General features: G+C 70.0%; 15 protein-coding genes. 11 read left to right on the top strand and 4 right to left on the bottom strand.

Annotated features, from left to right (window positions below; genetic code table 11):
- Positions 1-111: 111 nt before the first annotated feature.
- Positions 112-693 carry an HD domain-containing protein gene (locus ACZ4VL_RS14220; protein WP_468199581.1) on the top strand — a complete coding sequence of 194 codons (582 nt, stop codon included), beginning with the start codon at positions 112-114 and terminating at the stop codon, positions 691-693.
- A gap of 91 nt (positions 694-784) precedes the next feature.
- Here the strand turns inward: ACZ4VL_RS14220 and ACZ4VL_RS14215 are convergent, their stop codons facing one another.
- Together ACZ4VL_RS14215 and ACZ4VL_RS14210 are read right to left on the bottom strand one after the other, a co-directional pair.
- Entirely contained in the window at positions 785-2,257 is a 1,473-nt protein-coding gene (locus tag ACZ4VL_RS14215; RefSeq protein ID WP_468199579.1) for a hypothetical protein, read from the bottom strand.
- A 79-nt stretch (positions 2,258-2,336) separates the two neighbouring features.
- Positions 2,337-2,552 carry a hypothetical protein gene (locus ACZ4VL_RS14210; protein ID WP_468199577.1) on the bottom strand — a complete coding sequence of 72 codons (216 nt, stop codon included), beginning with the start codon at positions 2,550-2,552 and terminating at the stop codon, positions 2,337-2,339.
- A 132-nt stretch (positions 2,553-2,684) separates the two neighbouring features.
- Between ACZ4VL_RS14210 and ACZ4VL_RS14205 the strand changes: the two genes are divergently transcribed.
- Entirely contained in the window at positions 2,685-3,662 is a 978-nt protein-coding gene (locus ACZ4VL_RS14205; RefSeq protein ID WP_468199574.1) for a carbohydrate kinase family protein, read from the top strand.
- Between the two features lie 57 nt (positions 3,663-3,719).
- Here the strand turns inward: ACZ4VL_RS14205 and ACZ4VL_RS14200 are convergent, their stop codons facing one another.
- On the bottom strand, positions 3,720-5,099 hold the full coding sequence (locus tag ACZ4VL_RS14200; RefSeq protein ID WP_468199572.1) for an aminotransferase class V-fold PLP-dependent enzyme: 1,380 nt from the start codon (positions 5,097-5,099) through the stop codon (positions 3,720-3,722).
- 283 nt (positions 5,100-5,382) lie between these two features.
- On the opposite strand from ACZ4VL_RS14200, the gene ctaC reads away from it, so the two are divergent.
- From ctaC to ACZ4VL_RS14180, 4 genes are all read left to right on the top strand, one after another.
- On the top strand, positions 5,383-6,354 hold the full coding sequence (gene ctaC, locus ACZ4VL_RS14195; protein WP_468199570.1) for an aa3-type cytochrome oxidase subunit II: 972 nt from the start codon (positions 5,383-5,385) through the stop codon (positions 6,352-6,354).
- Entirely contained in the window at positions 6,351-8,075 is a 1,725-nt protein-coding gene (ctaD, locus tag ACZ4VL_RS14190; protein ID WP_468199568.1) for an aa3-type cytochrome oxidase subunit I, read from the top strand. The genes ctaC and ctaD overlap by 4 nt, the downstream gene beginning before the upstream one ends.
- Entirely contained in the window at positions 8,072-8,470 is a 399-nt protein-coding gene (locus tag ACZ4VL_RS14185; protein WP_468199566.1) for a cytochrome c oxidase subunit 4, read from the top strand. The genes ctaD and ACZ4VL_RS14185 overlap by 4 nt, the downstream gene beginning before the upstream one ends.
- Before the next feature lie 127 nt (positions 8,471-8,597).
- Positions 8,598-9,842, top strand: coding sequence for a L,D-transpeptidase (locus ACZ4VL_RS14180; RefSeq protein WP_468199564.1), 1,245 nt, complete (start codon positions 8,598-8,600; stop codon positions 9,840-9,842).
- A gap of 93 nt (positions 9,843-9,935) precedes the next feature.
- On the opposite strand, the gene ACZ4VL_RS14175 is transcribed toward ACZ4VL_RS14180, so the two are convergent.
- On the bottom strand, positions 9,936-10,337 hold the full coding sequence (locus ACZ4VL_RS14175) for a hypothetical protein (RefSeq protein ID WP_361088393.1): 402 nt from the start codon (positions 10,335-10,337) through the stop codon (positions 9,936-9,938).
- A 187-nt stretch (positions 10,338-10,524) separates the two neighbouring features.
- On the opposite strand from ACZ4VL_RS14175, the gene ctaE reads away from it, so the two are divergent.
- From ctaE to trpD, 5 genes are all read left to right on the top strand, one after another.
- Positions 10,525-11,145, top strand: coding sequence for an aa3-type cytochrome oxidase subunit III (gene ctaE / locus ACZ4VL_RS14170; RefSeq protein WP_468199561.1), 621 nt, complete (start codon positions 10,525-10,527; stop codon positions 11,143-11,145).
- Between the two features lie 77 nt (positions 11,146-11,222).
- On the top strand, positions 11,223-12,032 hold the full coding sequence (qcrC, locus tag ACZ4VL_RS14165; RefSeq protein WP_468199558.1) for a cytochrome bc1 complex diheme cytochrome c subunit: 810 nt from the start codon (positions 11,223-11,225) through the stop codon (positions 12,030-12,032).
- Positions 12,029-13,087 carry a cytochrome bc1 complex Rieske iron-sulfur subunit gene (qcrA, locus tag ACZ4VL_RS14160; protein WP_468199556.1) on the top strand — a complete coding sequence of 353 codons (1,059 nt, stop codon included), beginning with the start codon at positions 12,029-12,031 and terminating at the stop codon, positions 13,085-13,087. Before qcrC ends, qcrA begins: the two co-directional genes overlap by 4 nt.
- Positions 13,084-14,709, top strand: coding sequence for a cytochrome bc1 complex cytochrome b subunit (gene qcrB / locus ACZ4VL_RS14155; protein WP_468199554.1), 1,626 nt, complete (start codon positions 13,084-13,086; stop codon positions 14,707-14,709). Before qcrA ends, qcrB begins: the two co-directional genes overlap by 4 nt.
- A 149-nt stretch (positions 14,710-14,858) precedes the next feature.
- Positions 14,859-15,923, top strand: coding sequence for an anthranilate phosphoribosyltransferase (gene trpD, locus ACZ4VL_RS14150; RefSeq protein WP_468199552.1), 1,065 nt, complete (start codon positions 14,859-14,861; stop codon positions 15,921-15,923).
- The last annotated feature ends 50 nt before the right edge of the window (positions 15,924-15,973 follow it).

Below are 15,973 nucleotides of genomic sequence, written 5' to 3'. Positions count from 1 at the left end.
CAGACCGCACAAGGCGCCTGCCCGGATCCGAAGGGCGAGAGGGTGGACGCCGAGGGCCGGAGGGCATCCGGTACGCGATCCGCCTCGCCGAGGCGTGAGTGAGGAGAACCAGTGGCTGACGACCTGTCCGCGGTGGCCCGCTTCCTCTATGAAGCCGGCACGCTCAAGCACGCGCGCCGCACGGGCTGGTGGCTGGCGGGCGTCAAGGACCCCGAGAGCGTCGCCGAGCACTCGTGGCGCACCTCGCTCATCGCGTCCGTCATCGCCGAGCTGGAGGGCGCAGACCCGGCGCGGGCGGCGTTCCTCGCCGTCTGGCACGACACCCAGGAGACCCGTACCGGGGACGTCAACCACCTGGGCAAGAAGTACGCGGCCGGCGCCGACCCGCAGGCTGTCACGGCCGACCAGACCGCAGGCATGCCCGACGCGCTGGCGTCGGCGATCCGGGACCTGGTCGCCGAGTACGAGGCCCACGACTCGCCCGAGGCGGTCTGCGCGCGCGACGCCGACAAGCTGGAGTGCATGCTCCAGGGCATCGAGTACGAGTCCCAGGGCCACGCGGCCGCGCAACGGTGGATCGACAACAGTCGCGCCAGGATCACGACGGAGACCGGCAAGCGGCTGGCGGACGAACTGCTCGGCCAGGGCACGCTGGACTGGCTGCGGGCGGCCATGGGCGAGGAGAAGGACTGAATCCGGTCAGGGAGCGTGCGAAGGAGGCCCCTTCGGTCGTCGACCGTCGGGGCCTCCTCCGTGTTCGGGGGTGAGGGGGCGCCGGCCCCCGTTACTGGTGGGGGAGGGGCTTGCCCGTGGTGGCGTCGACCACCTTGCGGTCGCCCAGCGGCTGCTTCAGGGTTGCCGTGGCGGTCATCTCCTGGGCGATCAGGATGCAGGCCCGGCCCGGCTCGTTCGGGGTGTCGGTGATCCGCACCATCACCGAGCCGGCCTCCTCGCGGGCCTCCAGCGCGTAGGTGCTGCACACCCCGCCCCAGAAGTTCACCGTCAGCTTCCGGTCGGCCTCCGTGTACGAGAACCCGGGCACCGTCCGGCCGGTGCCCGTCGGGACCGGCGGGCGGGCGGAGTCGCCGCTGCCGGAGCCGTCCGCCGCGGCCGGCTGGACCACGGTGTGCCCGGCCGCGCCGTCCTTGCCCGCCACCTCGAAGTGCCAGGCCGGAACCAGGCCCCGCGCCCCGTTCACGGTCCCGGGGGCCAGCCCCAGCACCGCGCCCTTCACGGTCTCGGTCCGCGGCGGCTTGATCGGCCGCGGTTCCGGGTTGCAGGGCAGCGGGTCCGACGGCCCCGGGACGTCCGGGGTCAGCGGGACGGAGGTCGCGCAGCCGCTCGGTCCGCGGTCCGCGCCGCCGCCCCCGCCCGAGGCCCGGTTCAGCCGTTCCAGGGCCTCCGCGGCCCCGACCACCGGCTGCTCGCCCGCCCGGGCCGGTTCCTTCAGCTCGCCGCTGCCCGCCACCACCTGGCCGTCCGCACCCACGCTGATCTTGGTGGCCCAGCCCTGGGTGGGCATGGCGCCGATCACCGGGTCGGCCGTCACCACGCGTACGGAGCCCTGCGTGAGGCGGGCGTCCAGCCGGGCCCCGCTCTGGCCGACCGCCGCGAGCACCGGGGCGGCCGCCGCCCTGGCGGCCTCCTCGCCCACCGGGCTGCCGCCCCCACCTGCGGCGGGCTTGCCGCTGCCGCCGCCGTCCGCACCCTGGGGGAGGGTCGCCGGCCCGCAGGTGTCCTTGCCGCGCTTGCAGTCGTCGCCCGCGCCGCCGCCCGAGTGGAAGCGGGTGAAGGTCCAACTGCCCGGCGCCTTCCGGCTCACCGTGAGCCGCGGCCCGAAGCCGTCGGCGCCCTCCCCGGCCTGCCAGTCGTCGCCGCTCTGCCGCGGGGCGCCCGCGATGCCGAGGGCCGCGGCGAGCCGGGCCGCCTCCTCGGCGGTGACCTCGCCGGTCGCGGCGTACGAGGGCGCGGCCGCCGGGGCCGACGGGAGCTGGCCCTCCGCCCGGTAGGTCACCCCGCTGCCCCGCGGGTCCGGTTCCCCGGGGGCGATGCCCGGCCCGGAGGGGCTCGGCGCGACGCGGGGCGCCGCGGCCGCGCTGTCCCCCGTACGGCCGCCCGGTCGGCCGTCGCCGTACGCCGTCGACGCCCAGTAGGCCGTGCCGCCGCCCGCGAGCAGGACGGCGGCCGCGATCGAGCCGATGGCCCAGGCCGGCCGCCGCCGTGTGCCGCGTGATGTGTCGGGTTGTTCGGTGGTCACCGCATGCTCCTTCGCCCGTACCGCCGTGGCTGGCTGATGCGGGTGTGACGGAACAGGGGCGAAACCGGTTCCGCGCGCCCTAATCGCCGTACTGGGCGGTGGAGGCGATCAGCCGGGCCGAGGCGGGCGGAACGCTGATCCCGTGGATCTGCGAGGGCGCCACCCTGGCCGGCCGCGGGTCCGCCGGGACCCCCCAGTGCGGGGCCATCCTGGCGCAGTCGCCGAGCAGCCGCGCAAAACCCGGCCGCGTGTCGGACGCGTACTCTCCGTAGCCGAATCCATCGGTATAGGTCATGGGGGCACGGTAGGCGCGTCACGTCGGGCGAAGAAAGGCCTACTACGGGGTAGTTTCGTGCGGTCGGCTGCGGGGCCGTTACCGGGTAGCGTTGAATGTCAACCTCGCCGTCCTCGCAGGAGCATCCACGCCGTGCGTATCGCAGTCACCGGCTCCATCGCCACCGACCACCTCATGACCTTCCCCGGCCGCTTCGCCGACCAGTTCGTCGCGGAGCAGCTGCACACGGTCTCCCTCTCCTTCCTCGTCGACAACCTCGACGTGCGCCGGGGCGGCGTCGGCCCGAACATCTGCTTCGGCATGGGCCAGCTCGGCCTGCGCCCGGTCCTGGTCGGCGCGGCCGGCTCGGACTTCGACGAGTACCGCGCCTGGCTGGACCGGCACGGCGTCGACACCGCCTCCGTGCGGATCTCCGAGGTGCTGCACACCGCCCGCTTCGTCTGCACCACGGACGCCGACCACAACCAGATCGGCTCCTTCTACACGGGCGCGATGAGCGAGGCCCGCCTGATCGAGCTGAAGGCCGTCGCGGACCGCGTCGGCGGCCTCGACCTCGTCCTCATCGGCGCCGACGACCCCGAGGCGATGCTCCGCCACACCGAGGAGTGCCGGACCCGCGGCATCCCCTTCGCCGCGGACTTCTCCCAGCAGATCGCCCGCATGGACGGCGAGAACATCCGCACGCTGATGGACGGTGCGACCTACCTCTTCTCCAACGAGTACGAGAAGGGCCTCATCGAGACGAAGTCCGGCTGGAGCGACGAGGAGATCCTCGCCAAGGTCGGCACCCGCGTCACCACCCTCGGCTCGCGCGGCGTCCGGATCGAGCGCGACGGCGAGGAGACCATCACGGTCGGCTGCCCGGAGGAGACCGCCAAGGTCGACCCGACCGGCGTCGGCGACGCCTTCCGCGCCGGCTTCCTGGCGGGCCTGGGCTGGGGCGTGGGCCTGGAGCGCGCCGCGCAGGTCGGCTGCATGCTGGCCACGCTCGTGATCGAGACGCTGGGCACCCAGGAGTACACCCTGGCCCGCGCCCACTTCATGGAGCGCTTCACCAAGGCGTACGGCGAGGACGCCGCCGCCGAGGTCCGCGAGCACCTGGCCGCGTAACCCCGGCCTCTCGGGACCGGCCGCTCGGCACCGGGCGGGGCGCGCAGCCCCGCCCGGTCAGAGCTCGCGGCGGACGGTGTACGCCGTCCCCGTCGGGCGGGGCGACTCCCCGAGATAGGTGTGGCCGCGCATCGAGCACCACGCCGGGATGTCCAGCCGGGCCACCTCGTCGTCCGACAGGACGGTGACGGTCCCGCCGACCGGGACGCCGCCGATGGACCGGGCCAGCTCGATCACCGGCTGCGGGCAGCGCAGGCCCAGGGCGTCGATCTCCAGCGACTCGGCGACGGGGGCCCGCGGCTCCGGCTCGGCCGCGCCGAGCGTGGCCCGTACGCCGGCCACCACGCCGGGCAGGACCTCCAGGAAGCCGTTGACCTCCTCCGCGGTCGTCCCCCGCGGCAGTGAGACCCGTACGTTCCCCTCGGACAGCACGCCCATCGCCCGCAGCACATGACTCGGGGTCAGGGTGGAGCTGGTGCAGGAGGAGCCGGAGGAGACGGAGTAGCCGGCGCGGTCCAGCTCGTGCAGCAGGGTCTCGCCGTCGACGTACAGGCAGGAGAAGGTGACGAGGTGCGGCAGCCGCCGCACCGGATCGCCGACCACCTCCACGTCCGGCACCAGCCGGGCCACCCGCCGCCGGATCCGATCCACCAGCACCCGCAGCCGGGCCGCCTCGGCCTCCGCCTCGGCCCGCACCGCGCGCAGCGACGCGGCGGCCGCCACGACGGCCGGGAGGTTGGTGAAGCCGGGGGAGCGGCCCGACTCCCGCTCGTCGGCCGGGCCTTGGGGCGAGAACCGGACACCCTTGCGGACGGCCAGCAGGCCGACGCCCGCCGGGCCGCCCCACTTGTGGGCGCTCGCGGCCAGCAGCGACCAGCCGCCCTCGACCGGACCCCAGCCCAGCGACTGGGCGGCGTCCACGAACAACGGCACCCCGGCTGCCGCGCACACCTCGGCCACCTCCGCCACCGGCTGCACCGTGCCCACCTCGTGGTTGGCCGACTGCAGGCAGGCGAGCGCGGTGGAGGGGGTCAGGGCGGAGGCGTACCCGGCCGCCGAGGCCGCGCCCGTCCGGTCCACCGGGACCCGGGCGGTGCTGCCGCCGGCCGCCGCGTGCGCCTCGGCCGCATGGAGCACGGAACTGTGTTCGACGGCGGACAGGAGCAGGTGGCCGCCGATGCGCCGGCGCCCGGCGAGGGCTCCCGCGATGCCCGAGTGAACGGCATGCGTTCCCGAAGGAGTGAACACGAGCTCGTCGGGGCGGCAGCCCACCGCCTCGGCGGCCGCCTCGCGCGCCGCGTCCAGTAGGAGCCGCGCGCGCCGGCCCTCGCGGTACAGTCGGGCGGGGTCGGCCCAGCCCTCGTCCAGCGAGGCCTGGAGGGCCTGCCTGGCCACGGGGTGCAGCGGGGCGGCGGACGCGGTGTCGAAGTACGGCATCCGGTCACGCTAACGGGAGTCGGCGTACAGAGCAGGTCAGGGGCCGTCAGATACGCCCCGGAGCCCGCCGTTCAGGGGGTGTCCGCCCGTCCCCCGTACGGCGGATCCATCCCTTCGGGGGCAGTAGCGGCGCGTTGGGCACCCTCCCCGCGCGACCCCAAATAGCGTCCAGTAGGGTTTGGTCCGCATAAACATCCAAACCCCTGCCTGCGTCAGGGCCGGCGACCGACCCGAACACGGCCGCGGCCGGCCGCGCGGGCCGAGACTCTCGGGAAGGCGCTACGTGAGTCCCTACGGCTCCGACCGCTCGCCGCGGCGCCCGATGCGGCGGAAGCTGCTGCAGGCGCTGACTGCGGGCGTGGTTCTGGCGACCGCCACTGGTTGCTCGTACAACTGGGAAGACTTCCCCCGCCTCGGATTCCCCTACCCCGTCACGGAGGAGGCGCCCCGCATCCTGTCCCTGTGGCAGGGGTCGTGGGCGGCCGCTCTGGTCACCGGCATCCTGGTGTGGGGCCTGATCCTGTGGAGCGTCATCTTCCACCGGCGCAGCCGGACGAAGGTGGAGGTCCCCCCGCAGACCCGGTACAACATGCCCATCGAGGCGCTGTACACCGTGGTCCCGCTCATCATCGTCTCGGTGCTGTTCTACTTCACCGCGCGTGACGAGTCCAAGCTTCTCGCCCTCTCGAAGCCGGCGCACACCATCAACGTGGTCGGCTTCCAGTGGAGCTGGGGCTTCAACTACATCGAGAACGTCGACGGTGACGGGGCGACCCCGAAGGGCGGCAAGGCTCCCAAGGAGCTGGCCTCCATTCCGGACCGCTTCACCAAGGACTTCCCGGCGGGCGCCGAAGGCGTCTACGAGAAGGGCATCCCCGGCGACAAGAACCTGGAGACGGGTAACCCGGGTCCGACCCTCTGGCTCCCCAAGGGCGAGAAGGTCCGTTTCATCCTGTCCTCGAACGACGTCATCCACTCGTTCTGGGTGGTCCCGTTCCTCTTCAAGCAGGACGTCATCCCGGGCCACACCAACGTCTTCGAGGTCACGCCTTCCCAGGAGGGCGTCTTCATGGGTAAGTGCGCCGAGCTCTGCGGTGTCGACCACTCCCGGATGCTCTTCAACGTCAAGGTCGTCTCGCCCGAGGAATACCGGGCGCACCTGAAGGAACTGGCCGAGAAGGGGCAGACCGGCTTCCTCCCGGCCGGCATCAAGCAGACCGACCCGGCCCGGAATGCGGAGACGAACAAACTGTGAGCATCCTCAACGAACCCCAGGGTGCCGCCGCCGACTCGTATGAAAACGAGCTGCCGGTGCGGCGCAGGCAGCCCGGCAGCGTGGCCGTGAAGTGGTTGACCACGACCGACCACAAGACCATCGGTACGCTGTACCTGGTCACGTCGTTCGTGTTCTTCCTGATCGGCGGTCTCCTGGCGCTCTTCATGCGCGCCGAGCTGGCCCGTCCGGGCACGCAGATCATGTCGAACGAGCAGTTCAACCAGGCGTTCACCATGCATGGCACGATCATGCTGCTGATGTTCGCCACGCCGCTGTTCGCCGGCTTCGCGAACTGGATCATGCCGCTGCAGATCGGTGCGCCCGACGTGGCGTTCCCGCGGCTGAACATGTTCGCGTACTGGCTGTACCTCTTCGGCTCGACCATCGCGGTGGCCGGCTTCGTCACCCCGAACGGTGCCGCCGACTTCGGCTGGTTCGCCTACTCCCCGCTGTCGGACGCGGTCCGCTCGCCGGGCATCGGCGCCGACATGTGGATCATGGGTCTGGCCTTCTCCGGCTTCGGCACCATCCTCGGCTCGGTCAACTTCATCACCACGATCATCTGCATGCGCGCTCCGGGCATGACGATGTTCCGCATGCCGATCTTCACCTGGAACGTGCTGCTGACCGGTGTCCTGGTCCTGCTCGCCTTCCCGGTGCTGGCCGCCGCGCTCTTCGCGCTGGAGGCCGACCGCAAGTTCGGGGCCCACGTCTTCGACGCGGCCAACGGCGGCGCACTGCTCTGGCAACACCTCTTCTGGTTCTTCGGACACCCAGAGGTGTACATCATCGCCCTACCGTTCTTCGGCATCGTTTCCGAGATCATTCCGGTCTTCAGCCGTAAGCCGATGTTCGGTTACATCGGTCTGATCGCCGCGACGATCGCGATCGCCGGTCTCTCGGTGACCGTGTGGGCCCACCACATGTACGTCACCGGCGGTGTGCTGCTGCCGTTCTTCTCCTTCATGACCTTCCTGATCGCGGTCCCGACCGGTGTGAAGTTCTTCAACTGGATCGGCACCATGTGGAAGGGCTCGCTGTCCTTCGAGACCCCGATGCTCTGGACGATCGGCTTCCTGGTCACCTTCACCTTCGGTGGTCTGACCGGCGTCATCCTGGCCTCGCCCCCGATGGACTTCCAGGTCTCCGACTCGTACTTCGTCGTCGCGCACTTCCACTACGTCGTCTTCGGCACCGTGGTGTTCGCGATGTTCGCCGGCTTCCACTTCTGGTGGCCGAAGTTCACCGGCAAGATGCTGGACGAGCGTCTCGGCAAGATCACCTTCTGGACGCTGTTCATCGGCTTCCACGGCACCTTCCTGGTGCAGCACTGGCTGGGCGCCGAGGGCATGCCGCGTCGTTACGCGGACTACCTCGCCGCCGACGGTTTCACCACGCTGAACACGATCTCGACGATCAGCTCGTTCGTGCTCGGCCTGTCGATGCTGCCGTTCATGTACAACGTCTGGAAGACCGCCAAGTACGGCAAGAAGATCGAGGTCGACGACCCGTGGGGCTACGGCCGTTCGCTCGAGTGGGCGACGTCCTGCCCGCCGCCGCGGCACAACTTCCTCACCCTGCCGCGCATTCGCAGTGAGTCGCCGGCCTTCGACCTCCACCACCCGGAGATCGCGGCCCTCGACCACCTCGAGGACCACGGCGCCAAGGCCGTCACCGGTGCCAAGGAGGCCGGCAAGTGAAGATCCAGGGCAAGATGTTCCTCTGGCTCTCCGCCTTCATTCTGATCATGGCCGTCGTGTACGGCGTGTGGTCGAAGGAGCCCGTGGGGACCACCGCGCTCTTCCTGGCCTTCGGCCTGAGCGTGATGATCGGTTACTACCTGGCCTTCACGGCCGCGCGCGTCGACGAGATGGCCCAGGACAACCTGGAGGCCGAAGTCGCCGACGAGGCCGGCGAGCTGGGGTTCTTCTCCCCGCACAGCTGGCAGCCGCTCTCGCTGGCCATCGGTGGTGCGCTCGCCTTCATGGGCGTCATCTTCGGCTGGTGGCTCATGTACTTCTCGGCCCCGATCATCCTGATCGGCCTGTGGGGCTGGGTGTACGAGTACTACCGCGGTGAGAACCAGAACCAGTAGCGGTCAAGCAGTACCCGGCCCGACGGCCGGTGTCCGGGGCCCGGACTCCTCGAACGGAGGAGTCCGGGCCCCTCTTTTGGAGTGACACCACGCGCCGTTTTTGTCTGATTTTCATAGCGTTGGCCCCATGAAGCACTCACCGCGTCTCTGGACGGTCGTCGGTTGCTCCCTGATGGCCGCGTCCCTCGGTGCCGGCGCCACCGCCTGCGGGCCCGGCGACAACCCGCTGTCCGCCCGCCCCTACGACGCGGGCGACCAAGTCGCTTTCAACCAGGCCCAGGGCGGCCGCCCGGTCGACCACAACCGCCCCCTGGAGGTCACCGCCAAGTCGGCCGGCGGCCGTATCACCGACGTCACCGCCGTGGACGGCCTCGGCCGCCGTCTGGCGGGCGAACTCACCGCCACGGGCGACCGCTGGCACAGCACCGCCCCCATGGCCGCCGGAACGCGGTACACGGTCACCGTGAGCACGGAGGACGAACGGGGCGCTCCCGGGCAGCGCACGCTGACGTTCGACACCACTCCGGCCAAGAAGGTCCTGAGGGTCGAATTCGGCCCGTTGGACGGCAAATACGGCGTCGGACAGCCCATCACGGCCGAACTGGACGAGCCCGTGACGGACCGGGCCGCCCGCGCGGTCGTGGAGAAGGGCCTGGTCGTCGACACCCCACCCGGCGTCGAGGGCGCCTGGCACTGGGTCGACGACAAGCACCTCCATTTCAGGCCCAAGGAGTACTGGCCCGCGCACTCCGCCGTCTCCGTACGGAGCAACCTGGAGGGGGTCAGGATCACCGGGGCCATGCACGGCGCCGCCAGCAAGCCGGTCAGGCTGGAGATCGGGGACCGCGTCGAGGTCCTCACCGACGCCGCCACCCACAACCTCACGTTCAAGCGCAACGGAGAAGTGATCAACACCATTCCGGTGACCACCGGCAAGCCGGGCTTCTCCACCCGCAACGGCGTCAAGGTGGTGCTCGGCAAGCAGTACTTCGTCCGGATGCGCGGCGACACCGTGGGCATCGGCGGCAGCGAGAACTACGACCTGCCCGTCTACTACGCCACCCGTGTCACCTGGAGTGGTGAATACGTCCACGCCGCCCCGTGGTCCGTCGGCTCCCAGGGCTACGAGAACGTCAGCCACGGCTGCACCGGCATGAGCACGGGCAACGCGGCCTGGTTCTTCGAGAACATCACCGAGGGCGACCTCGTACAGGTCGTCAACAGCATCGGCGAGGACATGCCCGCCTTCGGCAACGGCTACGGCGACTGGAACATGAACTGGAAGGACTGGCGCCAGGGCAGCGCCCTGCTCAAGGACACCCAGGACGGCCGCACCCCCGTCGACCAGGCCCGGCTGCGCCCGCGGGTCTGAGCCCCGCACCGGCGCCGGGCCCCCGCCGCAGGAACGGCCCGCGGCCGGTGCGCAGGGGACCGTACGCGGCCCTGCGCACCGCCGCCCGCCCCTTTACGCGTCCAGGGACAGCCGTGCGCGCAGCAGGCGCGCCAGGGCGTCCGCGAACTCCACCGGGTCGACCGGAAGGGTCACCGCCGCGTCCGCACGGCTCCAGGTGGCCAGCCAGGCGTCCTGCGGACGGCCCATCAGCAACAGCACCGGCGGGCAGCGGAAGACCTCGTCCTTGATCTGCCGGCACACCCCCATGCCGCCGGCCGGGACGGCCTCCCCGTCCAGGACGCACACGTCGATGCCGCCCGCGTCCAGCTCGGCCAGGACGGCGGGCAGCGTGGCGCATTCGGTGAACTCCACCGGCGGCAGGTCCGCGGCGGGCCGGCGGCCGGCCGCCAGGCGCACCTGCTGCCGGGTGTTCGCGTCGTCGCTGTAGACCAGAACCCGTGCAGTCGACCGCATTTCGTTCCTCCACGCTGCCGTGAACCACGTTGGTGTTGCGCGGGATGCTACTCCTCCCGACCCGGTGTCAACATCGGTTCGCACACCCTCGCGCACGCCTGGTCGATGGGCCGTTCGGGCCCTGCACGGGCACCGGACACTCCGAACGGCACCCCCCGGCGTGAGGGCCGGATAAGCGACCGACATAATGTCGGTCGTGGCGACAGCAACGACAGTAGATACCGGGCACGCGCACCCGACGGTCAACCGACCGAACCTCGTCAGCGTCGGAACCATCATCTGGTTGAGTTCCGAGCTGATGTTCTTCGCGGCCCTCTTCGCGATGTACTTCACCCTGCGATCGGTGACGGGTTCCGAGTATTGGACGGAGCAGGCATCGGCCCTGAACCTGCCTTTCTCGGCGACGAACACCACGATCCTGGTGCTTTCCTCCCTCACCTGCCAGCTCGGCGTCTTCGCCGCCGAGCGCGGTGACGTGAAGAAGCTCCGGACGTGGTTCATCATCACGTTCGTCATGGGCGCGATCTTCATCGGCGGCCAGGTGTTCGAGTACACCGAGCTGGTCAAGCACGAGGGCATCTCGCTCTCGTCCGGACCGTACGGCTCGGTCTTCTACCTGACCACCGGCTTCCACGGACTGCACGTGACGGGCGGCCTCATCGCCTTCCTGCTGGTCCTCGGCCGGACGTACGCCGCCAAGAGGTTCACCCACGAACAGGCCACGTCGGCCATCGTCGTGTCCTACTACTGGCACTTCGTCGATGTCGTCTGGATCGGCCTCTTCGCGACGATCTACCTGATCAAGTAGCGAACACGTCACCGGGCCAGACCCGGCACCGACAGCCAGAAACACCGACGCAGAAGATCCTGACACCGGGGTAATCCGTGAAAAAGCTCTCCGCACGACGACGCCATCCGCTGGCGGCGGTCGTCGTTCTACTCCTCGCGCTGGCGGCCACTGGGGGGCTGTACGCCGCCTTCGCCCCCGCGGGCAAGGCGCAGGCCGATGAAACCGCCCAGTCCCTCGCCATCGAGGAGGGCCAGAAGCTCTACGCCGTGGGTTGCGCAAGCTGCCACGGAACCGGCGGTCAGGGAACCACTGACGGCCCCAGCCTGGTCGGCGTCGGCTCCGCGGCCGTCGACTTCCAGGTGAGCACGGGCCGTATGCCCGCCCAGCAGCCCGGCGCCCAGGTGCCGAAGAAGCCCACCATCTACTCGCAGGCGCAGATCGACCAGCTGGCGGCGTACATCGCCTCCCTCGGTGCCGGTCCGATCACGCCCACCGAGAAGCAGTACGACCCGGCCGGCGCCGACGTCGCCAGGGGTGGCGAGCTGTTCCGCAACAACTGCGCGCAGTGCCACAACTTCACCGGCGAGGGCGGCGCGCTGACCGACGGCAAGTACGCCCCGAACCTCGAGGGCGTCTCGCCGAAGCACATCTACGAGGCCATGATCACCGGCCCGCAGAACATGCCCTCCTTCCCCGACACCACGATGCCGGAGAAGCAGAAGAAGGACATCATCGCGTACCTCCAGAACGTGAACGGCGAGAAGTCCGTCAGCCCCGGCGGTCTGAAGCTCGGCGGCCTCGGCCCCGTCTCGGAGGGCCTGTTCGGCTGGATCTTCGGTCTGGGTGCGCTGATCGCTGTCGCCGTCTGGGTCGCGGCCCACACCGCTAAGGCCAAGAAGTCATGAGTAGCCAAGACATTCCCGAAGAAAAGCACCTGCCGAGCGAGCAGGGCGACGAGCACCACGCCGGTGTAGCGGTCGCGGACGACCCCTTCGCGGACCCGGGCCTGCCGGTCCACAAGCCGCGTATCCAGGACATCGACGAGCGGGCCGCGAGGCGCTCCGAGCGCACCGTGGCGATGCTGTTCACGGTGTCGATGCTGGCCACGGTCGCGTTCATCGCGTCCTACGTGGTCATCCCGGTCGACAAGATCGTGTTCCTCTTCCCGCTCGGGAAGATCAGCGCGCTCAACTTCGCCCTGGGCATCAGCCTCGGCCTGGCCCTCTTCTGCATCGGCGCGGGCGCGGTCCACTGGGCCCGCACCCTGATGTCCGACGTCGAGGTCGCCGACGACCGCCACGAGGTCGCGGCTTCGCCCGAGGTCAAGGCGAAGGTCATGCAGGACTTCGCCGACGGTGCGAACGAGTCCGGCATCGCCCGCCGTCCGCTGATCCGCAACACGATGCTCGGCGCGCTGGCCATGCTGCCGCTGTCCGCCGTCGTGATCATGCGCGACCTGGGCCCGCTGCCCGAGCAGAAGCTGCGCCACACCCTGTGGGCCAAGGGCAAGCTGCTCATCAACCAGAACACTCTGGAGCCGCTGCGTCCCGAGGACGTCCCGGTCGGTTCGCTGACCTTCGTCATGCCCGAGGGCCTGGAGGAGGACGCGCACGACTTCAACAACGAGATCGCCAAGGCCGCCCTGATGATCGTCCGCATCCAGCCGGAGGACATCAAGGACAAGCAGGAACTCGAGTGGTCCCACGACGGCATCGTCGCCTACTCGAAGATCTGCACCCACGTCGGCTGCCCGATCAGCCTGTACGAGCAGCAGACGCACCACGTGCTCTGCCCGTGCCACCAGTCCACCTTCGACCTCTCCGACGGCGGTCGCGTGATCTTCGGTCCCGCCGGCCACGCCCTTCCGCAGCTGCGGATCGGCGTGAACCGCGAAGGTTTCCTTGAGGCGCTCGGCGACTTCGAGGAGCCCGTCGGTCCTGCATTCTGGGAGCGCGGATGAGTACCGCCACTGACACGAAGCGCAAGGCGCCCGCCGGCGAGCGCGTGGCTGACTGGGCGGACGGCCGCCTGGGCATCTACACCCTCGCCAAGGCGAACATGCGCAAGATCTTCCCGGACCACTGGTCCTTCATGCTGGGTGAGGTCTGCCTCTACAGCTTCATCATCATCATCCTCACGGGTGTGTACCTGACGCTGTTCTTCCACCCGAGCATGAACGAGGTCGTGTACCACGGCTCGTACGTGCCGATGCAGGGCGTCCGGATGTCCGAGGCCTTCGCCTCGACGCTGGACATCAGCTTCGACGTCCGCGGTGGTCTGCTCATCCGGCAGATCCACCACTGGGCCGCGCTGATCTTCGTCGCCGGCATGGTCGTGCACATGATGCGCGTCTTCTTCACCGGCGCGTTCCGCAAGCCGCGTGAGGTCAACTGGGTCTTCGGCTTCCTGCTGCTGGTCCTCGGCATGTTCACCGGCTTCACCGGTTACTCCCTGCCGGACGACCTGCTCTCGGGCACCGGTGTCCGCTTCATGGAGGGCGCGATCCTGTCCGTGCCGGTCGTCGGCACGTACATCTCGTTCTTCCTCTTCGGCGGCGAGTTCCCCGGCGGCGACTTCGTCGCCCGGTTCTACTCGATCCACATCCTGCTGCTGCCCGGCATCATGATGGGTCTGCTGGTGGCCCACCTGATCCTGGTCTTCTACCACAAGCACACCCAGTTCGCGGGTCCCGGCAAGACCAACGACAACGTCGTCGGCATGCCGCTGCTGCCGGTCTACATGGCCAAGGCCGGAGGCTTCTTCTTCCTGGTCTTCGGTGTCATCGCGGCCATCGCGGCGATCGCCTCGATCAACCCGATCTGGGCGCTCGGCCCGTACCGCCCGGACCACGTGTCCACCGGTGCGCAGCCCGACTGGTACATGGGTATGCCGGAAGGCCTGATCCGTGCCATGCCCGGCTGGGAGATCAACCTGTGGGGCCACACGCTCGTCCTGGGCGTGTTCATCCCGCTGGTGATCTTCCCGGTGGTCCTCGGCGCGATCGCGGTGTGGCCGTTCATCGAGTCCTGGGTCACCGGCGACAAGCGCGAGCACCACATCCTGGACCGCCCGCGCAACGCCCCGACCCGTACGGCGTTCGGTGTCGCCTGGATCGCTGAGTACATCGTGCTCCTGGTCGGCGGTGGCAACGACATGTTCGCCCAGTACTTCCACCTCTCGATCAACAACATCACCTGGTTCGTCCGCATCGGCTTCTTCGTCGTCCCGGTGGTCGCGTTCATCGCCACCAAGCGGATCTGCCTCGGCCTGCAGCGCCGGGACCACGACAAGGTGCTGCACGGTCGCGAGACCGGTGTCATCAAGCGGCTGCCGCACGGTGAGTTCATCGAGGTCCACGAGACCCTGGACCAGGCCAAGCTGCACACGCTCACCGCGCACGAGCAGTACAAGCCGCTGGAGCTGGGCCCGACGGTCGACGAGAACGGCGTCGAGCGGAAGGTCAAGGCGTCGGAGAAGCTCCGCGCCAAGCTCAGCCAGGGCATGTACGGCGAAGGCAACCAGATTCCGAAGCCCACGGTGGAGGAGTACAAGGAGATCCAGAGCGGCCACGGCCACCACTGATCCCGCGTGAGGGTCTGATTTCGGTCAGTCCCGGTGTCGCCCACGGCAAGAGCCCCGTCCAGCGAATGGACGGGGCTCTTCGCCGTCTCCCCGGCCTGGATAGGCTGAAGGCCTCTTCTCATTCGACTGTGGACCCTCAGGAGCGGACCATGAACGTTGTGACCCCGGCAGGCGGCGACAGCGTGGCGGCCCGTGCCTGGCCGGCCGTACTGGACACGCTGCTCTCGGGCCGGGACCTGCACGCCGACGACACGGCGTGGGCCATGGACCGGATCATGCGCGGGGAGGCCACCGACGCCCAGATCGCGGGCTTCGCGGTCGCCCTGCGGGCCAAGGGGGAGACGGTCGAGGAGATCAACGGCCTGGTGCGGACCATGTACGCGCACGCCAACCTGATCGAGGTGCCCGGCCGGACCGTGGACATCGTCGGCACCGGCGGCGACGGCGCCAAGACCGTGAACATCTCGACCATGTCCTCCATCGTGGTGGCCGGAGCCGGCGCCAAGGTGGTCAAGCACGGCAACCGGGCCGCGTCCTCGGCGAGCGGGGCCTCCGACGTGCTGGAGAAGCTCGGCGTCAACCTGGACCTGGCCCCGGCCCGGGTGGCGCAGGTGGCCGAGGAGGCCGGCATCACCTTCTGCTTCGCCGTGAAGTTCCACCCGGCGCTGCGGCACGTGGCCCCGGCCCGCCGCGAGCTGGGCATCCGCACCACCTTCAACTTCCTCGGCCCGCTGACCAACCCGGCGCGGGTCCGGGCACAGGCCACCGGCGTCGCCGACGCCCGGATGGCGCCCATCGTCGCGGGCGTGCTCGCGGAGCGGGGCTCCTCGGCCCTGGTGTTCCGCGGGGACGACGGCCTGGACGAACTGACCACCACCGCCACCTCCCGGGTCTGGTGGGTGCGCGACGGGCGGGTGCAGGAGCAGGCCTTCGACCCGCGCGACGTGGGCATCGGCCTGGTGGACGTCGCCGAGCTGCGGGGCGCCGACGCCTCCTACAACGCGGACGTCGCCCGGCGGCTGCTGGCCGGCGAGACCGGCCCCGTACGGGACGCGGTGCTGCTGAACTCGGCCGCGGCCCTGGTGGCCCTGGACCCGGGCAGCGGCTCCCTGGAGGAGCAGATCCGGGCGGGCATCGAGCGGGCCGCGGGGGCCATCGACTCGGGCGCGGCCCAGGCCGCCCTGGAGCGCTGGGTGGCCGCCAGCAACGCCTGAACCTGACAGATCATTTTCAGCCAAGACCCCGGTCCGGCATGCGGACCGGG

This window comes from Streptomyces sp. NPDC029014 (assembly GCF_055564695.1).
The sequence above is the reverse complement of the archived record's forward strand: the minus strand, read 5'-3'. Positions and strand labels throughout refer to the sequence as shown.